This is a genomic window from Virgibacillus halodenitrificans (assembly GCF_001878675.1).
GTDB lineage: Bacteria > Bacillota > Bacilli > Bacillales > Amphibacillaceae > Virgibacillus_Q > Virgibacillus_Q halodenitrificans.
In genome coordinates this window covers 894,062-910,363 of record NZ_CP017962.1, presented here as the reverse complement: position 1 = coordinate 910,363, position 16,302 = coordinate 894,062, and the positions used below count along the sequence as shown (strand labels likewise).

Annotated in this window: 24 protein-coding genes; 14 read left to right on the top strand and 10 right to left on the bottom strand. The window is 36.9% G+C overall.

Annotated elements, in window-relative coordinates:
- Position 1: 1 nt before the first annotated feature.
- The 3 genes from mobB to BME96_RS04635 form a co-directional block, all read right to left on the bottom strand.
- Complete coding sequence (gene mobB, locus BME96_RS04645; protein WP_071648437.1) at positions 2 to 532, bottom strand: molybdopterin-guanine dinucleotide biosynthesis protein B; 531 nt, start codon at positions 530 to 532, stop codon at positions 2 to 4.
- A 216-nt stretch (positions 533 to 748) separates the two neighbouring features.
- Positions 749 to 1,060 (bottom strand): metal-sulfur cluster assembly factor, encoded by a 312-nt coding sequence (locus BME96_RS04640; protein WP_019376229.1) that lies wholly within the window; start codon positions 1,058 to 1,060, stop codon positions 749 to 751.
- An 83-nt stretch (positions 1,061 to 1,143) separates the two neighbouring features.
- On the bottom strand, positions 1,144 to 1,905 hold the full coding sequence (locus BME96_RS04635; RefSeq protein ID WP_019376228.1) for a prolyl oligopeptidase family serine peptidase: 762 nt from the start codon (positions 1,903 to 1,905) through the stop codon (positions 1,144 to 1,146).
- Between the two features lie 161 nt (positions 1,906 to 2,066).
- Between BME96_RS04635 and BME96_RS04630 the strand changes: the two genes are divergently transcribed.
- The 4 genes from BME96_RS04630 to BME96_RS04620 all read left to right on the top strand — a co-directional run bounded on the left by BME96_RS04630 (position 2,067) and on the right by BME96_RS04620 (position 3,849).
- Positions 2,067 to 2,900 carry a Cof-type HAD-IIB family hydrolase gene (locus BME96_RS04630; RefSeq protein ID WP_019376227.1) on the top strand — a complete coding sequence of 278 codons (834 nt, stop codon included), beginning with the start codon at positions 2,067 to 2,069 and terminating at the stop codon, positions 2,898 to 2,900.
- Positions 2,901 to 3,054: 154 nt separating this feature from the next.
- Positions 3,055 to 3,204: a hypothetical protein gene (locus tag BME96_RS19755; protein ID WP_019376226.1), complete on the top strand. Its 150-nt coding sequence runs from the start codon at positions 3,055 to 3,057 to the stop codon at positions 3,202 to 3,204.
- The gene (locus BME96_RS04625; protein WP_040954638.1) at positions 3,205 to 3,402 is read left to right on the top strand and encodes a DUF3813 family protein; all 198 of its coding nucleotides are present in this window, start codon (positions 3,205 to 3,207) and stop codon (positions 3,400 to 3,402) included.
- 183 nt (positions 3,403 to 3,585) lie between these two features.
- Positions 3,586 to 3,849, top strand: coding sequence for a NifU N-terminal domain-containing protein (locus BME96_RS04620; protein WP_019376224.1), 264 nt, complete (start codon positions 3,586 to 3,588; stop codon positions 3,847 to 3,849).
- Between the two features lie 74 nt (positions 3,850 to 3,923).
- Here the strand turns inward: BME96_RS04620 and BME96_RS04615 are convergent, their stop codons facing one another.
- Together BME96_RS04615 and BME96_RS04610 are read right to left on the bottom strand one after the other, a co-directional pair.
- Complete coding sequence (locus BME96_RS04615) at positions 3,924 to 4,319, bottom strand: hypothetical protein (RefSeq protein WP_071648436.1); 396 nt, start codon at positions 4,317 to 4,319, stop codon at positions 3,924 to 3,926.
- 26 nt (positions 4,320 to 4,345) lie between these two features.
- Entirely contained in the window at positions 4,346 to 5,188 is an 843-nt protein-coding gene (locus BME96_RS04610; RefSeq protein ID WP_019376222.1) for a YitT family protein, read from the bottom strand.
- A gap of 125 nt (positions 5,189 to 5,313) precedes the next feature.
- Here BME96_RS04610 and BME96_RS04605 point away from each other — a divergent pair, with 125 nt between their 5' ends.
- The 3 genes from BME96_RS04605 (at position 5,314) to BME96_RS04595 (ending at position 7,512) form a co-directional block, all read left to right on the top strand.
- Positions 5,314 to 6,174, top strand: a complete 861-nt coding sequence (locus BME96_RS04605) for a DegV family protein (RefSeq protein ID WP_071648435.1) — start codon at positions 5,314 to 5,316, stop codon at positions 6,172 to 6,174.
- 171 nt (positions 6,175 to 6,345) lie between these two features.
- Positions 6,346 to 6,534 carry a YppF family protein gene (yppF, locus tag BME96_RS04600; RefSeq protein ID WP_019376220.1) on the top strand — a complete coding sequence of 63 codons (189 nt, stop codon included), beginning with the start codon at positions 6,346 to 6,348 and terminating at the stop codon, positions 6,532 to 6,534.
- 105 nt (positions 6,535 to 6,639) lie between these two features.
- Positions 6,640 to 7,512, top strand: coding sequence for an SDR family oxidoreductase (locus BME96_RS04595; protein ID WP_083547413.1), 873 nt, complete (start codon positions 6,640 to 6,642; stop codon positions 7,510 to 7,512).
- A gap of 245 nt (positions 7,513 to 7,757) precedes the next feature.
- Here BME96_RS04595 and BME96_RS04590 read toward each other — a convergent pair whose 3' ends face one another.
- Both BME96_RS04590 and BME96_RS04585 read right to left on the bottom strand, forming a co-directional pair.
- Complete coding sequence (locus BME96_RS04590; protein WP_071648434.1) at positions 7,758 to 9,266, bottom strand: alpha-amylase family glycosyl hydrolase; 1,509 nt, start codon at positions 9,264 to 9,266, stop codon at positions 7,758 to 7,760.
- A 770-nt stretch (positions 9,267 to 10,036) separates the two neighbouring features.
- The gene (locus BME96_RS04585; RefSeq protein ID WP_060680572.1) at positions 10,037 to 10,390 is read right to left on the bottom strand and encodes a YisL family protein; all 354 of its coding nucleotides are present in this window, start codon (positions 10,388 to 10,390) and stop codon (positions 10,037 to 10,039) included.
- 155 nt (positions 10,391 to 10,545) lie between these two features.
- Here BME96_RS04585 and BME96_RS04580 point away from each other — a divergent pair, with 155 nt between their 5' ends.
- Complete coding sequence (locus BME96_RS04580) at positions 10,546 to 11,742, top strand: ornithine--oxo-acid transaminase (RefSeq protein WP_071648433.1); 1,197 nt, start codon at positions 10,546 to 10,548, stop codon at positions 11,740 to 11,742.
- 63 nt (positions 11,743 to 11,805) lie between these two features.
- Here BME96_RS04580 and BME96_RS04575 read toward each other — a convergent pair whose 3' ends face one another.
- Positions 11,806 to 12,993, bottom strand: coding sequence for a DUF418 domain-containing protein (locus BME96_RS04575; protein WP_071648432.1), 1,188 nt, complete (start codon positions 12,991 to 12,993; stop codon positions 11,806 to 11,808).
- Positions 12,994 to 13,122: 129 nt separating this feature from the next.
- Here BME96_RS04575 and BME96_RS04570 point away from each other — a divergent pair, with 129 nt between their 5' ends.
- The 6 genes from BME96_RS04570 (at position 13,123) to BME96_RS04545 (ending at position 15,045) form a co-directional block, all read left to right on the top strand.
- Positions 13,123 to 13,335 carry a spore germination protein gene (locus tag BME96_RS04570; RefSeq protein WP_019376214.1) on the top strand — a complete coding sequence of 71 codons (213 nt, stop codon included), beginning with the start codon at positions 13,123 to 13,125 and terminating at the stop codon, positions 13,333 to 13,335.
- Between the two features lie 14 nt (positions 13,336 to 13,349).
- A complete protein-coding gene (locus tag BME96_RS04565; RefSeq protein ID WP_019376213.1) occupies positions 13,350 to 13,550 on the top strand; it encodes a spore germination protein GerPB in 201 nt (66 codons plus the stop codon).
- A 78-nt stretch (positions 13,551 to 13,628) separates the two neighbouring features.
- A complete protein-coding gene (gene gerPC, locus BME96_RS04560) occupies positions 13,629 to 14,195 on the top strand; it encodes a spore germination protein GerPC (RefSeq protein WP_019376212.1) in 567 nt (188 codons plus the stop codon).
- A gap of 15 nt (positions 14,196 to 14,210) precedes the next feature.
- A complete protein-coding gene (locus BME96_RS04555; protein WP_019376211.1) occupies positions 14,211 to 14,381 on the top strand; it encodes a hypothetical protein in 171 nt (56 codons plus the stop codon).
- 15 nt (positions 14,382 to 14,396) lie between these two features.
- Positions 14,397 to 14,765: a spore germination protein GerPE gene (locus BME96_RS04550; RefSeq protein ID WP_019376210.1), complete on the top strand. Its 369-nt coding sequence runs from the start codon at positions 14,397 to 14,399 to the stop codon at positions 14,763 to 14,765.
- Positions 14,766 to 14,826: 61 nt separating this feature from the next.
- Positions 14,827 to 15,045, top strand: a complete 219-nt coding sequence (locus tag BME96_RS04545; protein WP_019376209.1) for a spore germination protein — start codon at positions 14,827 to 14,829, stop codon at positions 15,043 to 15,045.
- A gap of 36 nt (positions 15,046 to 15,081) precedes the next feature.
- On the opposite strand, the gene BME96_RS04540 is transcribed toward BME96_RS04545, so the two are convergent.
- Both BME96_RS04540 and BME96_RS04535 read right to left on the bottom strand, forming a co-directional pair.
- The gene (locus BME96_RS04540) at positions 15,082 to 15,639 is read right to left on the bottom strand and encodes a hypothetical protein (protein WP_071648431.1); all 558 of its coding nucleotides are present in this window, start codon (positions 15,637 to 15,639) and stop codon (positions 15,082 to 15,084) included.
- A 3-nt stretch (positions 15,640 to 15,642) separates the two neighbouring features.
- On the bottom strand, positions 15,643 to 16,275 hold the full coding sequence (locus BME96_RS04535) for an SCO family protein (RefSeq protein ID WP_071648430.1): 633 nt from the start codon (positions 16,273 to 16,275) through the stop codon (positions 15,643 to 15,645).
- Positions 16,276 to 16,302: the final 27 nt, after the last annotated feature.

The window sequence follows — 16,302 nt, the reverse complement described above, 5'->3', positions numbered from 1 at the left end:
TTTAACATTTAAAGTCAAGATGAGTTGTAATTACAGATGCCAATTGCGATAAAGACTGTTCGATCTTATGCATCGAAAAAATTGGGCATGTTGTATATGTTGACATCTCATTATTCCATATCACAACAGCTATTATATTTGAAAGACTTAATAGTTCTAAATCCTTCTCATCCTTCAAAATAATAATTTTTGGATAAGCTTCTTTTTTATACCCTTCCATGAACAGTATATCCAGGTTCAATAAACGGTAAAAATCCAATACGTTTTCCAGACTGCCTTCTTCCCTTATTGTTAATTGCACTTGGCTTTCTCCCTGGACCCCACTTATAGCAGCACCTGCTTCATAATGCCTTTGACTGTCCGTGCCAGGCTGATAATCAGGCTCACCACCATGCCCATGATGCTTTATTGCTCCTACCTTCCATTTCCGGGAAGTAAAATGAACAATAAGCTTCTCCATTAAGCTCGTTTTTCCGGTATCTTTATAACCAATGATCTGACAGATTGGCAACGCACTTTTTGGATAGTCCATCTTGTAAACGATTCCCTTCTTCAATCCTCTATACTAAAATTGTACACGGTAGAAGAGACGATCAGTAAAGCCAAATCGTCCCACACATATTACCTTACTGGCCGAAAGCCGGCACCAGATTTTTCACAAGAACATCTGCACCAGCACATGAAATCGAATTTTTCTACTTTAAACAAAAAGGTTAATTCATGTATATGAATCAACCTTTCCTTTTTCTCAATCTGGAATTCCTAATGCAATTTTAGCATACCGTGACATTCTTTCCTTACCCCATGGTGGGCTCCATACAATATCAACCTTTATCTCTTTCACTTCAGGAATATCAGACAATGCACGCTTAACATCTTGTTCAATGTGCCCTGCCAATGGACAGCCCATTGCTGTAAGTGTCATTGTAACAGTACAAAGACCTTCTTCATCCAAATCTACATCATATATTAGACCAAGGTTAACAATATCTATACCCAGCTCAGGATCAATAACATTTTCCAGAGCTCCCATTAAATTCTCTTTTAAAGCTTCATCCATACTTCATACCTCCTATTCATCCTACTTATATTTAAACATATTTCCCCTTTTTTTAAAATGATATGAATCACTTCGGTCACTATTTATAAATGTTTTTCAAACCATTTTACTGTCTCAAGAATAGCATATCTGCTCACTTTGTGACCACGGTTAGATTCCTTCAAAAACTTAATATCCTCTGGATTTTTGTAAAGTTTTTTTGCTTCTTCATAAAAAGTATACGAATGATCAAATGGAACAACAGGATCATTTTCTCCATGCCATAATAGCAATGCTCGTTGATTTAGCTTTTCAGGCTGCTTAGATAAATCATATTGCTCCAGCTGCTCAAATAAATAAGTAATCATCTCATCTGTTACAGGAAGATCACCCATTTTTCTAAAACTATCCACTAATGTCTTGGCATAAGTTGTAATTTTAGGTGAGCCCATTAAAATAGCTGCGGTGTGAATCCAAGAATAGCAAGCTAATGCTGCAGAAGTCGTAATACCGCCCATACTCGTACCTGCAATTCCAAACCTACCATTAAGAATCAACCCTCTTTTTTCAAAATCCTCTTTAATGGTATTTAGCTCTTTTACATTTTTCATTACAATATCCCAGAATGAAACTTGGACCTTTATAGAAGAAACCTCTTGTGCACGCTCTCCATGATATTCACTATCCGGGAGTATAACTCTATATCCTTTTTCAGCAAGTAAATATGCTAAAGGCAAATTATGTTCCTTTGCACTTGTGAAACCATGGAAATATAATACCGTAGGCAATGCGTCATTTTTCTTTGATACATCTCCAACAACTAAACAAGGTATCTCATCTATTGCTTGTTTTTCTATACCTATCATAAACAACGTCTCCTCATGAATGCTATGTCTGTTAATTCTATTTTAATAGTTGTAATATGTTTATTGCAAATTATGTAAAGGAAAATTTACGCTAGTATGTTTATTAATGCTTTAGAAGCGCTGGAATTAATGGTAAACTATTGTCAGATGAGGTGAATGATATGGAAAATAAACGACATTTGATTGCATTGGATCTTGATGGAACACTCTTAACCGATAAAAAAGTAATCAGTACTAAAACAAAGCAAACTGTACTACAAGCAATCGAAGAAGGCCATGTAGTAGTCATTGCAACAGGAAGACCACACAGAGCCAGCATTGATTATTATCATGAGCTAAGACTTGATACACCAATGGTAAATTTTAATGGGGCGCTGATTCATCACCCCCGAGACAATAAATGGGATGCACTGCATAATCCGATGCCGATTCGCACTGCACATAAAATTATAGATACGTGCTATGACTTGAATGTAAACAATATTCTTGCTGAAGTAATGGATGAGGTTTATTTAGACCAATTTGACCAGGATATTATTGATATCTTCCATGCAACACAAAACGATCCCCCTTTCTCAGTAGGTAATTTAAAAAGCAAATTAACTACAGATCCCACTTCCTTGCTTATTCATCCGAAAGAAGATCATATTAAGCAATTACGTGGACATCTGGACGATTATCATGCTGAACTGATTGAGCATCGAAAATGGGGAGCACCATGGAATATTATTGAAATCGTTAAAAAGGGAATGAATAAGGCAGTGGGATTACAAAAAATTGCTCATTACTTTGATATTCCAAAAGACAGAATTATCGCCTTTGGTGATGAAGATAATGATTTGGAAATGATAGACTATGCAGGAGTCGGCGTGGCTATGGGTAATGCAATAGATGATTTGAAATCTGTTGCAAAGCATATCACTGTTACAAATGAAGAAGACGGAGTTGGGAGCTTTTTGGAAAATTACTTAAAACTCCAAACATCGCACAGCTAAATATATCTCAATAATTTCCTTTAATAAAATAATATCGTATAAACCATACTAGAAGTGAACGTATCTTGCGTTCACTTTTTTGCTGAATTTCCAGAGCGGTTGGAGAAGCTACTAGTTAAGAACCACTTTAAATATCTTCTATGGAGGGATTTATGTGGGAAAAGGTAGTAAGTCAAGACGTTTTAGTCAACAAAGCGCTGATTCAGTTAAAAAGCATGCGGAACGGTTTCCTTACAGGTCGACGTTTACAGAAGCGGAGCGAAAGGCCGAGGAAACAGATAACCACACACTAGGAGGGTTTTAATTGGAAAACAATTTATTTCAACAAGCTAAAAATGCTGTAAATAACTTTATGACTAACCAAAACAATGCAGCAAATGCAACTGACAAACAGGCTGCACAAAATGCGATACAGGCTGCATATAATGAAGCAACTCCAGAAGAAAAGCAGCAATTACAGCAGTTGGAAAATCAATTGAGGCAAAATGACCAATTACAATAACCTAAACCTCTGCACGTGATGGTAATTTCCACTTCATTGGTAGGATGATACGGAATTACTTTAAGCGAACAAACCACCTTTTCGATAAAGGTGGTTTGTTTTTGGTCTTTTTCTTTCTTCCTTGACCTATTTCTGCTAAAATTATACGTAAGTATGACTTAGTAAAAGTAGGAGGTAATCGTAATGGGAGTGCGTGTTGAAACTACACCTAATCCGAATGCATTAAAATTTACTACTGACAAATTGATTTTTGAAGGTACGAATAGTATTTCTGTTATGCCGGGCGACGAAAGTGAACATGAAATTATGAATGACCTGATGAAAGTTGCAGGCGTTGATAACGTTTTTGGCTATCAGAATTTTATTACGGTAAATAAACAATTTGATGTCGAATGGGATAACTTAACCCCTAAAGTACAGGAAATTTTTGAAAAACACGGCTATTAATAAGTTACATACAAAAGGTCAGCCCGAAAGCTGACCTTTTTTGTTTAATTATTTTTGTGTAAAGTGATCCGTTCCTAGCTATCTAAATCCAATGGGAAGTAATTTGGATTAATGACTTCCCCAGCTTCATTTTTTCCATATAAAAGTAAAAACGGCGGCTCTCCATCCTGAGCAATATTATCAGGCAGTTTAAACTCGATCGTAAACTTTTGCCATTCCATGTTCACATATTTTTTATTTTTTTCATTAACAAGCGTTTTTTCATTCTGTTTCAGCTTGTAGTAGAAGGTGCTCGTATCGCTATTTACTTCCCCTGTCATACGAACATTTCCACCTTCTACTTTGACATCAATATTTCGAAAACTTACCGCATTTCCCTCAGTTTCTTCATCCTCTTTCACCTGTGAACCTTTTTCACTGCAACCAGCCAACAGCGATATTACAATAATTAACATAATGCATTTTTTCATTCTTTTGCGTTCTCCTTATGACTTATCTAGTCTCTTCGGAAAAATCCAAATATACCAGTCGTTTGTACAATATTTGTGAAAGCATTTGGATCTATTTCATTAATAATCCGTTCTAAATCATATAATTCATAGCGAGTTACAACAAGGTAAAGCATATTTTTATCAGATTTTGTATATGCACCTTTTGCTGGAAGAATAGTAATCCCCCGAACCATTGTCTTGTGAATTTCCTGCTGCAATTCATCCGCTTTATGTGTAATGATCATAGCCGTAACTTTCTCATGACGTGTATGAATAGCATCAATAACACGTGTTGTCACATACAATGTTAGCAATGTATATAAAGCGTTCTCTGGCTCATAAAGAATACCAGCCATAGCAATAATTATTGCATTTAATGTTAAAAAATACGTACCAATCGGTCTATCCTTCATGCGGGAAAGGACCATCGCAACGATGTCCATCCCTCCTGTAGACGCACCGACCTTTAATGTCATCCCAACACCAGTACCTGCTATGACACCACCAAAGACGGCATTTAAAATAATATCCTCTGACATGGCTGTTACAGGTAAAACAGCAAGGAAAACAGATGTGAAAATAACGGAAAGAATACTATAAAATGTAAAACCTTTTCCTACTTTATACCAACCAAGCAATGCTACCGGTATATTGAATAAGAGTAACAGAATTCCAGTACTAACTCCGATCCCAATAAAATCTTTGAAAACACTGGAAACTAACTGAGCAGCACCTGTGAATCCACTGGCATATACATTCGCCTTAATTAAGAAGAAATTCAGAGATGCAGCATTTAAAAATGCACCAACAATCACTGTAATAATTCGTTTTGCCTCAAAGATAAACAATATCCAACCTCCTCTTCTTTCTTTTTATTTTTTAACTTTTAAAAATAGTAATAAAATATACTTTGACTATCTGGTAGAGTAGCATTAAACTAAAAGTAATAATACATAAGAATGTAGGTGAAAAAGTGAACGTTAAAATACTCGCTGATTCCGCTTGCGATTTATCAGAATCATATTATAACGAATATAACATTGAAATGGTACCATTAACCGTTCATTTAGACGAAAAGGAATATGCAGATGGGATAGAGATACAACCAAAAACTGTGTATGAGGCCATGAGAAATGGCAAAGGTCCAAAAACATCTCAAGTAACTCCACAAGCATTTAAAACTATTTTTACATCATACGCTGAGTCAAATCAAGCAATAATATATCTTGCCTTTTCTTCTGAGTTGTCTGGTACCTATCAAACAGCCAAAATGATGGAACAGGAAGTAAAAGAGACCTATCCTAATGCACCTATTCATGTTATTGATACGAAATGTGCTTCCATTGGCTATGGATTAGTCGTATTAAATGCTGCTAAAAAAGCAAAAAACGGTGCTACTATAGAGGATATTATCAACTCTGCTGCATATGATTCAACCCATATGGAGCATATCTTTACCGTAGATGATCTTGAATATTTATATCGTGGTGGCCGTGTTAGTAAAACAGCTGCTTTTGTAGGCTCATTATTAAAGATTAAACCAATTCTTCATGTTGACAACGGTAAACTCGTACCGTTAGAAAAGATCCGCGGCTCGAAACGCCTCTTTCAACGTATGTTGGAAATAATGGAGGAAAGAGGTACTGGTTTCACAAACCAAACAATCGGCATCAGTCACGGCGATGACCTGGAAAGGGCAGAACAGCTTGCTGAAATGATCAAAGAAAAGTTTGGCGTTGAAGACATCTTGATTGAAATGGTTGGTGCTGTGATCGGAGCTCATGCTGGTCCCGGAACAATTGCCTTATTCTTTTTAGATAAACCTGCCGATTAGCTTGTTAACGATTCAGGGCTTGTCCCTGAATCGCACCACCTCTCTATCCTATTACCTTAGATACTCACGAATCAAACTACTTCCCTGTCTAATAATATAGTAGAATATTTCCCCTATCCAAGTCATATTATCTAACTAAGGTTGTCCAAATTTATTAATAGGAGGAATCGCATGTTAATCAATGAACTAATTACTGCTTATAAAGAAGAAAAAGACCGACTTCCTACATCGATGAACGACTTGCTGGATTATTATCAACAGAAATACATTACAGGCGAAATTGATATTGCTTATTATCGGGAAACCTATTACTTTTTATTTAAGAAAGGCGCTGTATCAGCCTATGAATATACATACTAAAAGTCCATAATGGGCTTTATTTTTTTGCAAACTTTCTACATCAATGATTGGAAAGTTCCTTTTTGGGGAAGATGAGAACTAAATCATTTTTCAGGAGGGAAACAGATGTCCATGGAAGAAAAGAATGGCAAGCAAACACCTCCGGCACAACAACAGAATCAACAGCCGGGGATTGAATCAAAAATGCAACCAGAACCTGAATATATTCGGGATAATTATCAAGGAAGTGAAAAATTAAAAGACAAAGTTGCTTTAATAACTGGAGGCGACAGCGGGATCGGACGTGCTGTTAGTGTACACTTTGCTAAAGAAGGTGCAGATGTTGCTGTCGTATATCTTAATGAACATAAAGATGCAGAAGAAACGAAGCGACTGGTCGAATTGGAAGGCCGTCAGTGTTTATTAATTAGTGGTGACATCGGTGATCAATCCTTTTGTGAATCAGCTGTTACAGAAACATTGGATAAATACAAAAAAATTGACATTCTTATAAATAATGCTGCTGAACAACACCCTCAAGGCAAGTTTTTAGATATTACCAGCGAGCAACTGGAAAAAACATTCCGCACAAATGTATTCAGCATGTTTTATATAACTAAAGCAGTATTGCCTAACTTGAAAGAAGGTAGCTCCATTATTAATACTTCCTCTATTACAGCATATCAGGGAAGTAAAGATCTAATTGATTATTCTGCTACTAAAGGTGCAATTACTTCATTTACCAGATCTTTATCAGAAGAACTGGCAGAAAAGGGAATCAGGGTAAATGGTGTTGCCCCCGGACCAATTTGGACACCACTTATTCCATCCACTTTCAGTAAAGAGAAAGTAGGATCATTTGGCGGAAACACACCAATGAAACGACCAGGACAACCTAAGGAATTAGCTCCTGCTTATGTCTACCTTGCTAGTGACGATTCAAGCTATGTAAGTGGACAAATGATTCATGTAAATGGTGGAATTATCGTCGCAAGATAATCAAGAGGAAATCGCTTGATGTAGAGATCAATTCGAATTGGTAGACTGTAGTTTCAAACCCGTTGCCTAAGCAAGTCCATTCGTGAAAAAATAATAACAAAAACTTTACTTTTAAACAAAACCCCTAGCAAATGATGCTAGGGGTTTTGTTTTTGGGTTGTAATATAGTATTCAATTATCCGCTGGTTAATCTCTTCTTCGGCGAACTACTTCTCCCTGCTGGCGATTGGTTTTGTATAAATGCTCTATCGCTTATTTTCCGCCATTTCTCTTTTCTTCTGTTTTCGGCTTAAAATAAATATAGCTACTGCAAATAATACGAATACACCGATAACAAAGCCAATAAACAACCAATTATACCCTGTATCTGGTTGCACACCGTATACTTCTACACTTTCCCGCGCAAGACCTACTTTGTATTCGCCGTTGTCATTAGCGCGAATCGTATCATCATTTAGATACCCGCGCAGTTGAAGACCTTCTCCTACATCTGCAATAGAAATTGCCCTTGTTTGATCGTCATTATTAATAGCAATATACATGCTGGTTCCTTCGTAGGTTCGCTTAAACACACTCATAGCACCATCTGAACCAACCATTTCAAAATCACCATGAGATAAGACAGGAAACTGCGCTTTTAATGCAGATATACGGTCAATAAATTCATTTAGATCCGGATCTCCACTATTGAATTGCACAATCCGTTTTGCTTCTTCCCCATTTCCACCATACATAGGTATGTCTGATCCTTGGAAAACAGATGGAATTCCAGGGGTCGTATATAAATACGTTAATGCTAATTTCCACGTGGTTAAAGCACTTCTGCCATTTTCAGAAAGTTGCTGTGTAAATCTTTTTGTGGATTCATCATCTACAAAAATCAAACCAGTTTCTTCTTTATTTTTCTCCCATGTGTCGTATATGTCTGATACAGGTTTTCCAAGATTAGAAAAAACCTCATTTACCTTTTTAGATAATTGATGATTATCTACTGCTTGGATGCTGGTTCTATTCATAATTTCATCTGTGTTCGCGGATGGATCCATGATATCTCCAAGTAAATAAAATGCCTCATTCTTATTTTTGATTTGTTCTGTAAAATACTGTAAAAATTCCAGAGAAGACTTATCTGCAGCATGTAATTTAAAGCCATCGATATCTGTCTCATCCATCCAGTAGGAAGCCACATCAAATAGAAAATCTCTTACTTTCGGGTTATCTTGATTTAATACGTTGACATGATTAGCCCAATCTGCTTTGATATTTTTTTCTTTGGAAATCCAGTCTTTCTTGGAAGGGTCCTTTACGATAGGATGATCTTTCGAAACAAAATTTGTAACGAGCTCCAATACAACTTTGATCTCTCTATCATGTGCTTCCTTTATCAATTCATTCAAGTCTTTCATTGTGCCAAATTGTTCCTCAACTTTATAGAAATCCTCAATCCAGTAGCCGTGATATCCATCAGCTGAATTCTCCATAATGGGAGACAGCACAATAGTGGAATAACCATTTTCTTTAAGATAATCAAGTTTCTGGGTAATCCCCTTTAAGTCTCCACCTTGGTAAGCAGTAGGATCATCCGTGTCTACCTGCTCATCACGATCAAAATCTAAATTATGGTATCGATCAACTAGAATATTATAAACAATCTCTTCTTCAAGCTGGGAATTTCCTTGTTCTGCAGCATAAGACGGAACTGAAATGCTTGCCATTATAAGTATAGTCAGTAGTACCGTCGCTATTTTTTTCATAATAAAAGCTCCTCCAATATGTATACTCATTCCTTTCTATTATTAATGTTTCAGCTGAATAGTCAATGAAATCGCTGTGATTGTTGAAAAACCTTCATAAATAACAAGCGCTATGGTAGTGAATATATTTAAAAAGAAGCGTTCACTTTAAAATTTCAATTTCTAATTCCCTATTGTTAGAGTGCTGAAAAAGAATCTTATCAGTTTTGCCTTTTGCATAGTTGGAGGAAACTGCGACGTAACTTTATTGATGAAAAGCTCAGTCAAATATTTGAGGAGAAGTGCCCCATTGATTTTCGTTGCATGCGGACGCTTTCCGCCGGCATGGCCTCAGCCGCTTCCTCCGCTACGCTCCGTCCAGGGTCTTCGCCTCATGCTATTCTGGCAGGAGTCGCCGCCCTCCACTCCAATCAATTTGTACACAGCACATTCTGGGTGTATGCGAACGCAATTTTTTTCGTAGATATAATAGGAAATAGTAGCGAAGGGGAAATATGGAGACTCCTGCGGGAGGAGAGGCCTCGATGAGATCCCCGAACACGTAGTGTGAGGAAGCTCATCAGCCGCCCGCGGAAAGCGGAATATTTCCCCGTAGCGGTGATTTACGCAGCCTCTATATTCTTAGTTACGTCGCAGTATATCCATACTACGTATTATTGCACCTCTCTTTTTGATGTCTGTTTCCCCTCCCATAATAAAGCAGAAAAAAATTAGAGGTACAAATCAACGTGCAATTTGTACCTCTAATTAACTATTCCTCATATAAAAATTTACATTGGCAAGCGCCAGAAACCAAGTACTAATGTGATAATTAAAGCAATTACCAATTGAATCCAAAAACTTTTAGCAGGCTTGTTTTTTGATGTTTTTATAAGGATCATTTCCAATGCTGCAATCACCCAAATACCGGCCACGCCCTTAACAATTGCTTCCGGCAATAGGTTTCCTCCACCGAAATAATGTCCAAGCAAGCTACCACCTGTATACAAAATAAACAAATAGTCCAATCTCAATATCATATGAACAATCTTACCAGGCTTACCTTTACCCTGATTGTACATAACGTACGCAACTATAAATAAAATTAAGGCAAGCACCCATGCTGTAATATGCATATGTGTCATTTATTTTTCCTCCTACTACCAAGTATTTACTAAAATTATCATATCATGGACAGAATAAAAAATCATATGATTACAATTCTCTCTCCACGGGAAGTAAATAACCATAATACCTGTTATACTAAGATGGAGCCTTATTTTTCTAACGGAGGGATAGTATGGTAAGAGATAGCCAGGAAATAATTGACCAAACACAGGAGTATGGAGCAAAGAACTATCATCCGCTTCCTGTAGTAGTTGCTAAAGCTGAAGGTGTATGGGTAGAAGACCCCGAAGGTAATCGTTATATGGATATGCTGAGCGCATACTCTGCAGTGAACCAGGGGCACCGTCATCCTAGAATTATTGATGCGTTAAAAAATCAAGCCGATGCTGTTACTCTAACTTCACGCGCGTTTCATAATGATCAGCTCGGCCCTTGGTATGAAAAAATTTGTAAGTTAACAAATAAAGAAAATGCGCTGCCAATGAATACTGGTGCAGAAGCTGTGGAAACTGCTGTAAAAGCGGCAAGACGCTGGGCATATGACGTTAAAGGTGTAGAAGAAAATAAAGCTGAAATCATCGCTTGTGAAGGTAATTTCCATGGAAGAACCATGACTGCTGTCTCCCTTTCATCGGAAGCAGAATATAAACGTGGATTTGGTCCAATGCTCCCTGGAATAAAAATTATACCTTATGGCGACATTGATGCATTGAAAGAAGCAATTAATGAAAATACTGCCGGATTTCTTTTTGAACCCATACAAGGTGAGGCAGGTATAGTTATGCCCCCTGAAGGATTTTTGAAGGAAGCCTACGATGTATGTAAAGATAATAATGTGCTATATATCGCAGATGAAATTCAAGCAGGACTTGCGCGTACTGGAAAAATGTTTGCCTGTGACTGGGAAAATGTAACACCAGATATTTTAATTTTAGGGAAAGCATTAGGTGGAGGCGTATTCCCAATATCATGTATTGTAGCTAATAAAGATATTCTTGGTGTGTTTAATCCAGGATCCCACGGCTCTACATTCGGAGGAAATCCCTTAGCATGTGCTGTCTCGATAGCTTCACTTGATGTACTAGAGGAAGAAAAATTAGCAGAAAAGTCCTTAGAGTTAGGTAATCATATGATGGGTGAACTGAAAAAGTTAAATAACCCGGTAATAAAAGAGGTTCGTGGTAAAGGGTTGTTTATTGGAATGGAACTCACAGAACCTGCTCGTTCTTACTGTGAAGCATTAAAAGAAAAAGGTTTATTATGCAAAGAGACACATGAGAATGTCATCCGTTTTGCTCCACCACTAATCATTAGTAAAGACGATTTAAATTGGGCAATCGACCAAATAAAAGACGTTATGAGTCAATAAGAAGAATAAAAATAAAACAAGATGAACCCCGGGCTCGTCTTGTTTTATTTTTATATAATATGTTTAGCTTTGCTGCTGACTTCGTCGTAGGGGTTGGACTTTTTTATAAGTAAGACTGCGCCAAACCCATTCCAAAGGCCCAAAATTATATTTATTTAACCACCATTTACTGCCTAATATTTGTAATGTAAATAGACAAAGCACTATTCCTATATGGAGAACCGGACCTGTCTTACTATAAAGTCCGAAGCCAATTCCATAAAACAAGATAAAGCTAACTATTGATTGTAAGATATAGTTGGTTAACGCCATTCTTCCGACATATACGAATGGTTGAATTACTCTTGACCCCATTGAAAAACCTGCAAGCAATGTAATGGAGGTCGCATAGAATACCGCAGAAGCTGCTCCTCCAATATTGTCCTGGGCATAGGAAAACCACAAAGGGTTTCCAAATAAATATGGACCAAGCTTCAGACCTGCAAAGAGAAATAACGAAATCCACCACACACGTAGGAGAATGCTTCTATATTTTTCTGGTTGATGAAATACAACTGTTCTTGCACCATACATTCCAATCAAAAATAGTGGCAAAAACACAAACAGTAACGAAAAGATAATACCAATTCCCCCGTTTGAATACATCCAGTCCTGATAGTTTTGTCCCAGTATAATGCCATAATCATTACTCTGATAATTAATGATAGCCTGATCGATTGCCGCTGTATTGATCCACCCTAAATAATCCTTCATGTTAAACAAGGAGAGCGTGATGAATATCGTTCCCAGAAACAGTAACGATAACCCCCACACCAACAGAGTCCTTCTTTTCACACGTAGAAACAGTAATAAAATAAATCCGGTCAAACTATAGCTTAATAAAATATCCCCATGCCAAATAAGAAAAGCATGAATACATCCAAATAAAAACAGAATAGCCATTCTCCTAAATAAAAAAGGACGGATCTCCACTTGTTTCATTGTTAAACGATCTTTCATAAGCTGGAAGCCAAAACCGAATAGCATGGAGAATAAAGTATAAAAACTGGCCTGAAAAAAGATATCGATAATCGTCATTATAGTTTGATTTACATTGGAACTCCATACTCCCCCTTCCCCTCCATATAAAAAATAGGGTGCACCGAATGCTCCAATGTTAACTATAAAAATGCCAAATATAGCAAAACCTCTTGCTGCGTCAATCCAAATTAAACGATTACTTCCCTTTATTGGGGAAGGTATATTTCCCATAGCAAAATTCCTTTCTATTTATCTACTTATCTAATTCTCTATAACCTTGGATTCCTCCTGCATTTTATTCCTCATTTTCATAACAAAAACAACTACTTCGCATAAAATAGGAAGAAGGAGGGGTTATTTATGCCGGCAAAAGTAGGGGCTGTAAAAGTAATTACAGTACTCTCGTCAAGTATATTTAATATTGGAGACGTATATAACATGAGTCCGGAAAGCTCCGCAAAAACATTTGCAGGTGGAGGCTCTTTTAATACAGGAGCAGGTATCCGGATTAATCTTGGAAATTCAACCACATATGTAAATGACCCAGATAAAATTGATCAGCCAGTGAGGTGATTGGGAGGGTTACTATGCATTTTACCGTTCATCAATCCATTAACATCTATATGATTAAAATTGGTGCAATTACCAACTCATCTGTCATGCAAATTGGCAGTAGCGGTAGTATCCAAGCTCAATCCGACGTTTATAATACAGGAGGATATACGGAGCCTGCCGAGGAAGCGGCAGCGACAGGTGAAATAGCCCCTATCGTTCCCCTAGGGCCTTAGATGTGTTCACACATTTTATAAATATGTGCATACAATTATAATAGGTGAATGCCCATATTTTATGAAAGGGGGATTTTTATGCATGGGGATTGGACTACGTATCTAAATGAATTGCACCAATATATGAAAAAACAGGAAAGAATGATCATTGACTTAGAAAAAAGGTTATTTGACTTGGAATCAGCCACTCAAAAAGCAAACTCCACTACGATTGAAAAAATAGAATATAATTTTGATCAATTGAAAATCGAACGCCTTGATGGCACATTGCACATTGGTCTTTCACCAAGTGACTTAGCAAATATAGAAGACTTGGGGCTGCCAAAGAATCCTGCCTCATCCTCATCCCAGCCCCCCCTTTCTCATCAAAAATTGCAAACTGAATTAAGCCAGTACCTTCAACAAAACGGTGCTGAATTCATACGCAATATGGCAAACCACCATAACCGTGCCATTGACCGGGAATATGAGTCTGTTTTAATACAGGATATCACCAAGCAATTGCCTGAACGAATTGTTTATTATGAACAAAAGGCTCTTCAAGAAAACAAAAATATAGCTGATGAACAGCTACATCATTATATCGCTACTCAAATTAAACACGAAATACAGCAATCACTTGCTAAATACATGGAAAATGAGTAGAAAGGAGAAAACAACATGAATTTTGAAGTTCATAATTGGGGATTAGAAGTTGGAAATGTCAGCATTGAGGTCGTTTCTTCCTCTTCAGTTTTTCTAATCGGGGATAATGACGAAATTAATCTCTCTTCTTTTTTTGACACACCGCCTGAAGCCTTTACTATTGGCAACATTGTACCGCTTGCCTAATAAGGAGATCATGAGATGAAAAAACGAACTACAGTCATTGATTTAATAAATGTAACGTCGATTTCTAATAGTGCCATTTTTAATATCGGTGACACACAGCAAACAAATCAAAAATTTCGTGGTATAGCCATTCAGGAAGAATCAGCTTATTCCACCCCACCAAAGGAGGAAGATTTTGCTGATTATCCTATTTTTCAACGTGAAGCAAATTTTATGATGAATGAAGTATCTGTAAATAAGGAGCATAGTCACCACGCACCAACCATTCGAGTCGGGCAAATTTCTGTTATCGGTGTCAGTAGTTCATCTATTATGCAGGCAGGTAATTTAAATAGCATAAATGCAGAAGCACGATTAAAACATTTCCGTAAACTAAAAGGATAACCCTCACAAAAATCAAATTCTGTCATAACCTATTTTATAAACCAATATAGAGGGTGTTCATATGCCATCGATTGTAGGACCTATTAAAATAAATAGTGTTGGCGGGGGCGTAGTAAATTTTGGTGATTCTTTTTACTTGTCGCCAAAAAGCACCTCAAAAACAAATACAGGTTCGGGAGCACTTAATACGGGAGATTTTATCTGTACTAATAATGGAATTAGTTCAACAAATCCATTTGACCCCGATGCAAATGATCAAAATGTGACTGCAAATGCGTAGAGATAGCCATAACTAGGCTATCTCTATTTGTCTTTCTTATTCATACTGTGATTTGTCTACAAAAAATTGCTGAACGAAATAGATAATAATGCTTAAACCCAAAAAGAGAAATGCCCATCCTAAGGTAATTTGTTCTACTTTTAAATAGTTATTACATAATTGTGTAGGAGAAAAAATATAAAGCCATGCCATTAAAGCGGAAATAATACTGAAGCTCACTAGAATCACATTCTGGCCAATGCTACCAAGCTTATTCCAACTGTCCCGTAACGGAACACCTGCTAAAAACGGTAAGCTAATAAATTTAAAAATTTCTACCGATTGATAGGCCAATGCTTCATCCATGGCCCTTGGAAGCATCCAATAAACCATTATAATAAAAAACAATAGAATTCCTGGCACACCATTATGATTCCATTTGGAAAAGAAGTCAGGAAACCGCTGTTTTAGATATGGAGCCATCAGCATTCCTGCGATCACAAATAAAGGCATTTGCATATGCATATGAACTGTCATAATTGATTCTGCCAATGACGCAACTGGCGGGAGCATTAAAAAGATATATAATACCAGCCCGTAGATTGCTTGTTTCATAGCCTAACCCTCCACTTCGTTATCCAGAATGTCTGTCACCTTTTTAGCAGCTTCCTCTGTTTTTTTATAATCCATAACCTCAAGGAGTTTTCCATCAGGACCTGCAAGATAAAATGCCGAGTTATGTGTAAAGTTCCCATTACCATCTGGGATTACAATGACACCAAGCTCTTCTAAAACGGTGTCTAACTCTTTTTGGTTTGGAATTCTGGCCATGCGCCATGTCTCTCCATCACTTTTAAAATAACTTCTATATTTGTCTAATTGGTCCGGTGTATCTGTGGCAGGATCAAAACTAATACTTAAAAATACAATATCTTCTCCAATATATTTTTGCGGTATACTGTTATACACTTCTGCCGCATTCACTTCCAGTTGGAGACATACATCTGTACAGGAAGTGTAAATAAATGTCATCAATACATACTTTCCTTCAAATTCTGAGAAAGAATAGGTACGTTTATTACTATCTTCCAGAGTCACTAGTGGTAATTTCGGCTTTTCCTCCATCAGTTTATTGGTTCTGGCAGTTTCTGCTGTATATGCTTTAAAACCATCCGTACCAACATAAAATAAACTAATACCAAATAATATCACAAGGAAAATCGCTATTAAATTTTGTTTATTTTTAATCATAACGATCACTTCCTACATTTAAATGAA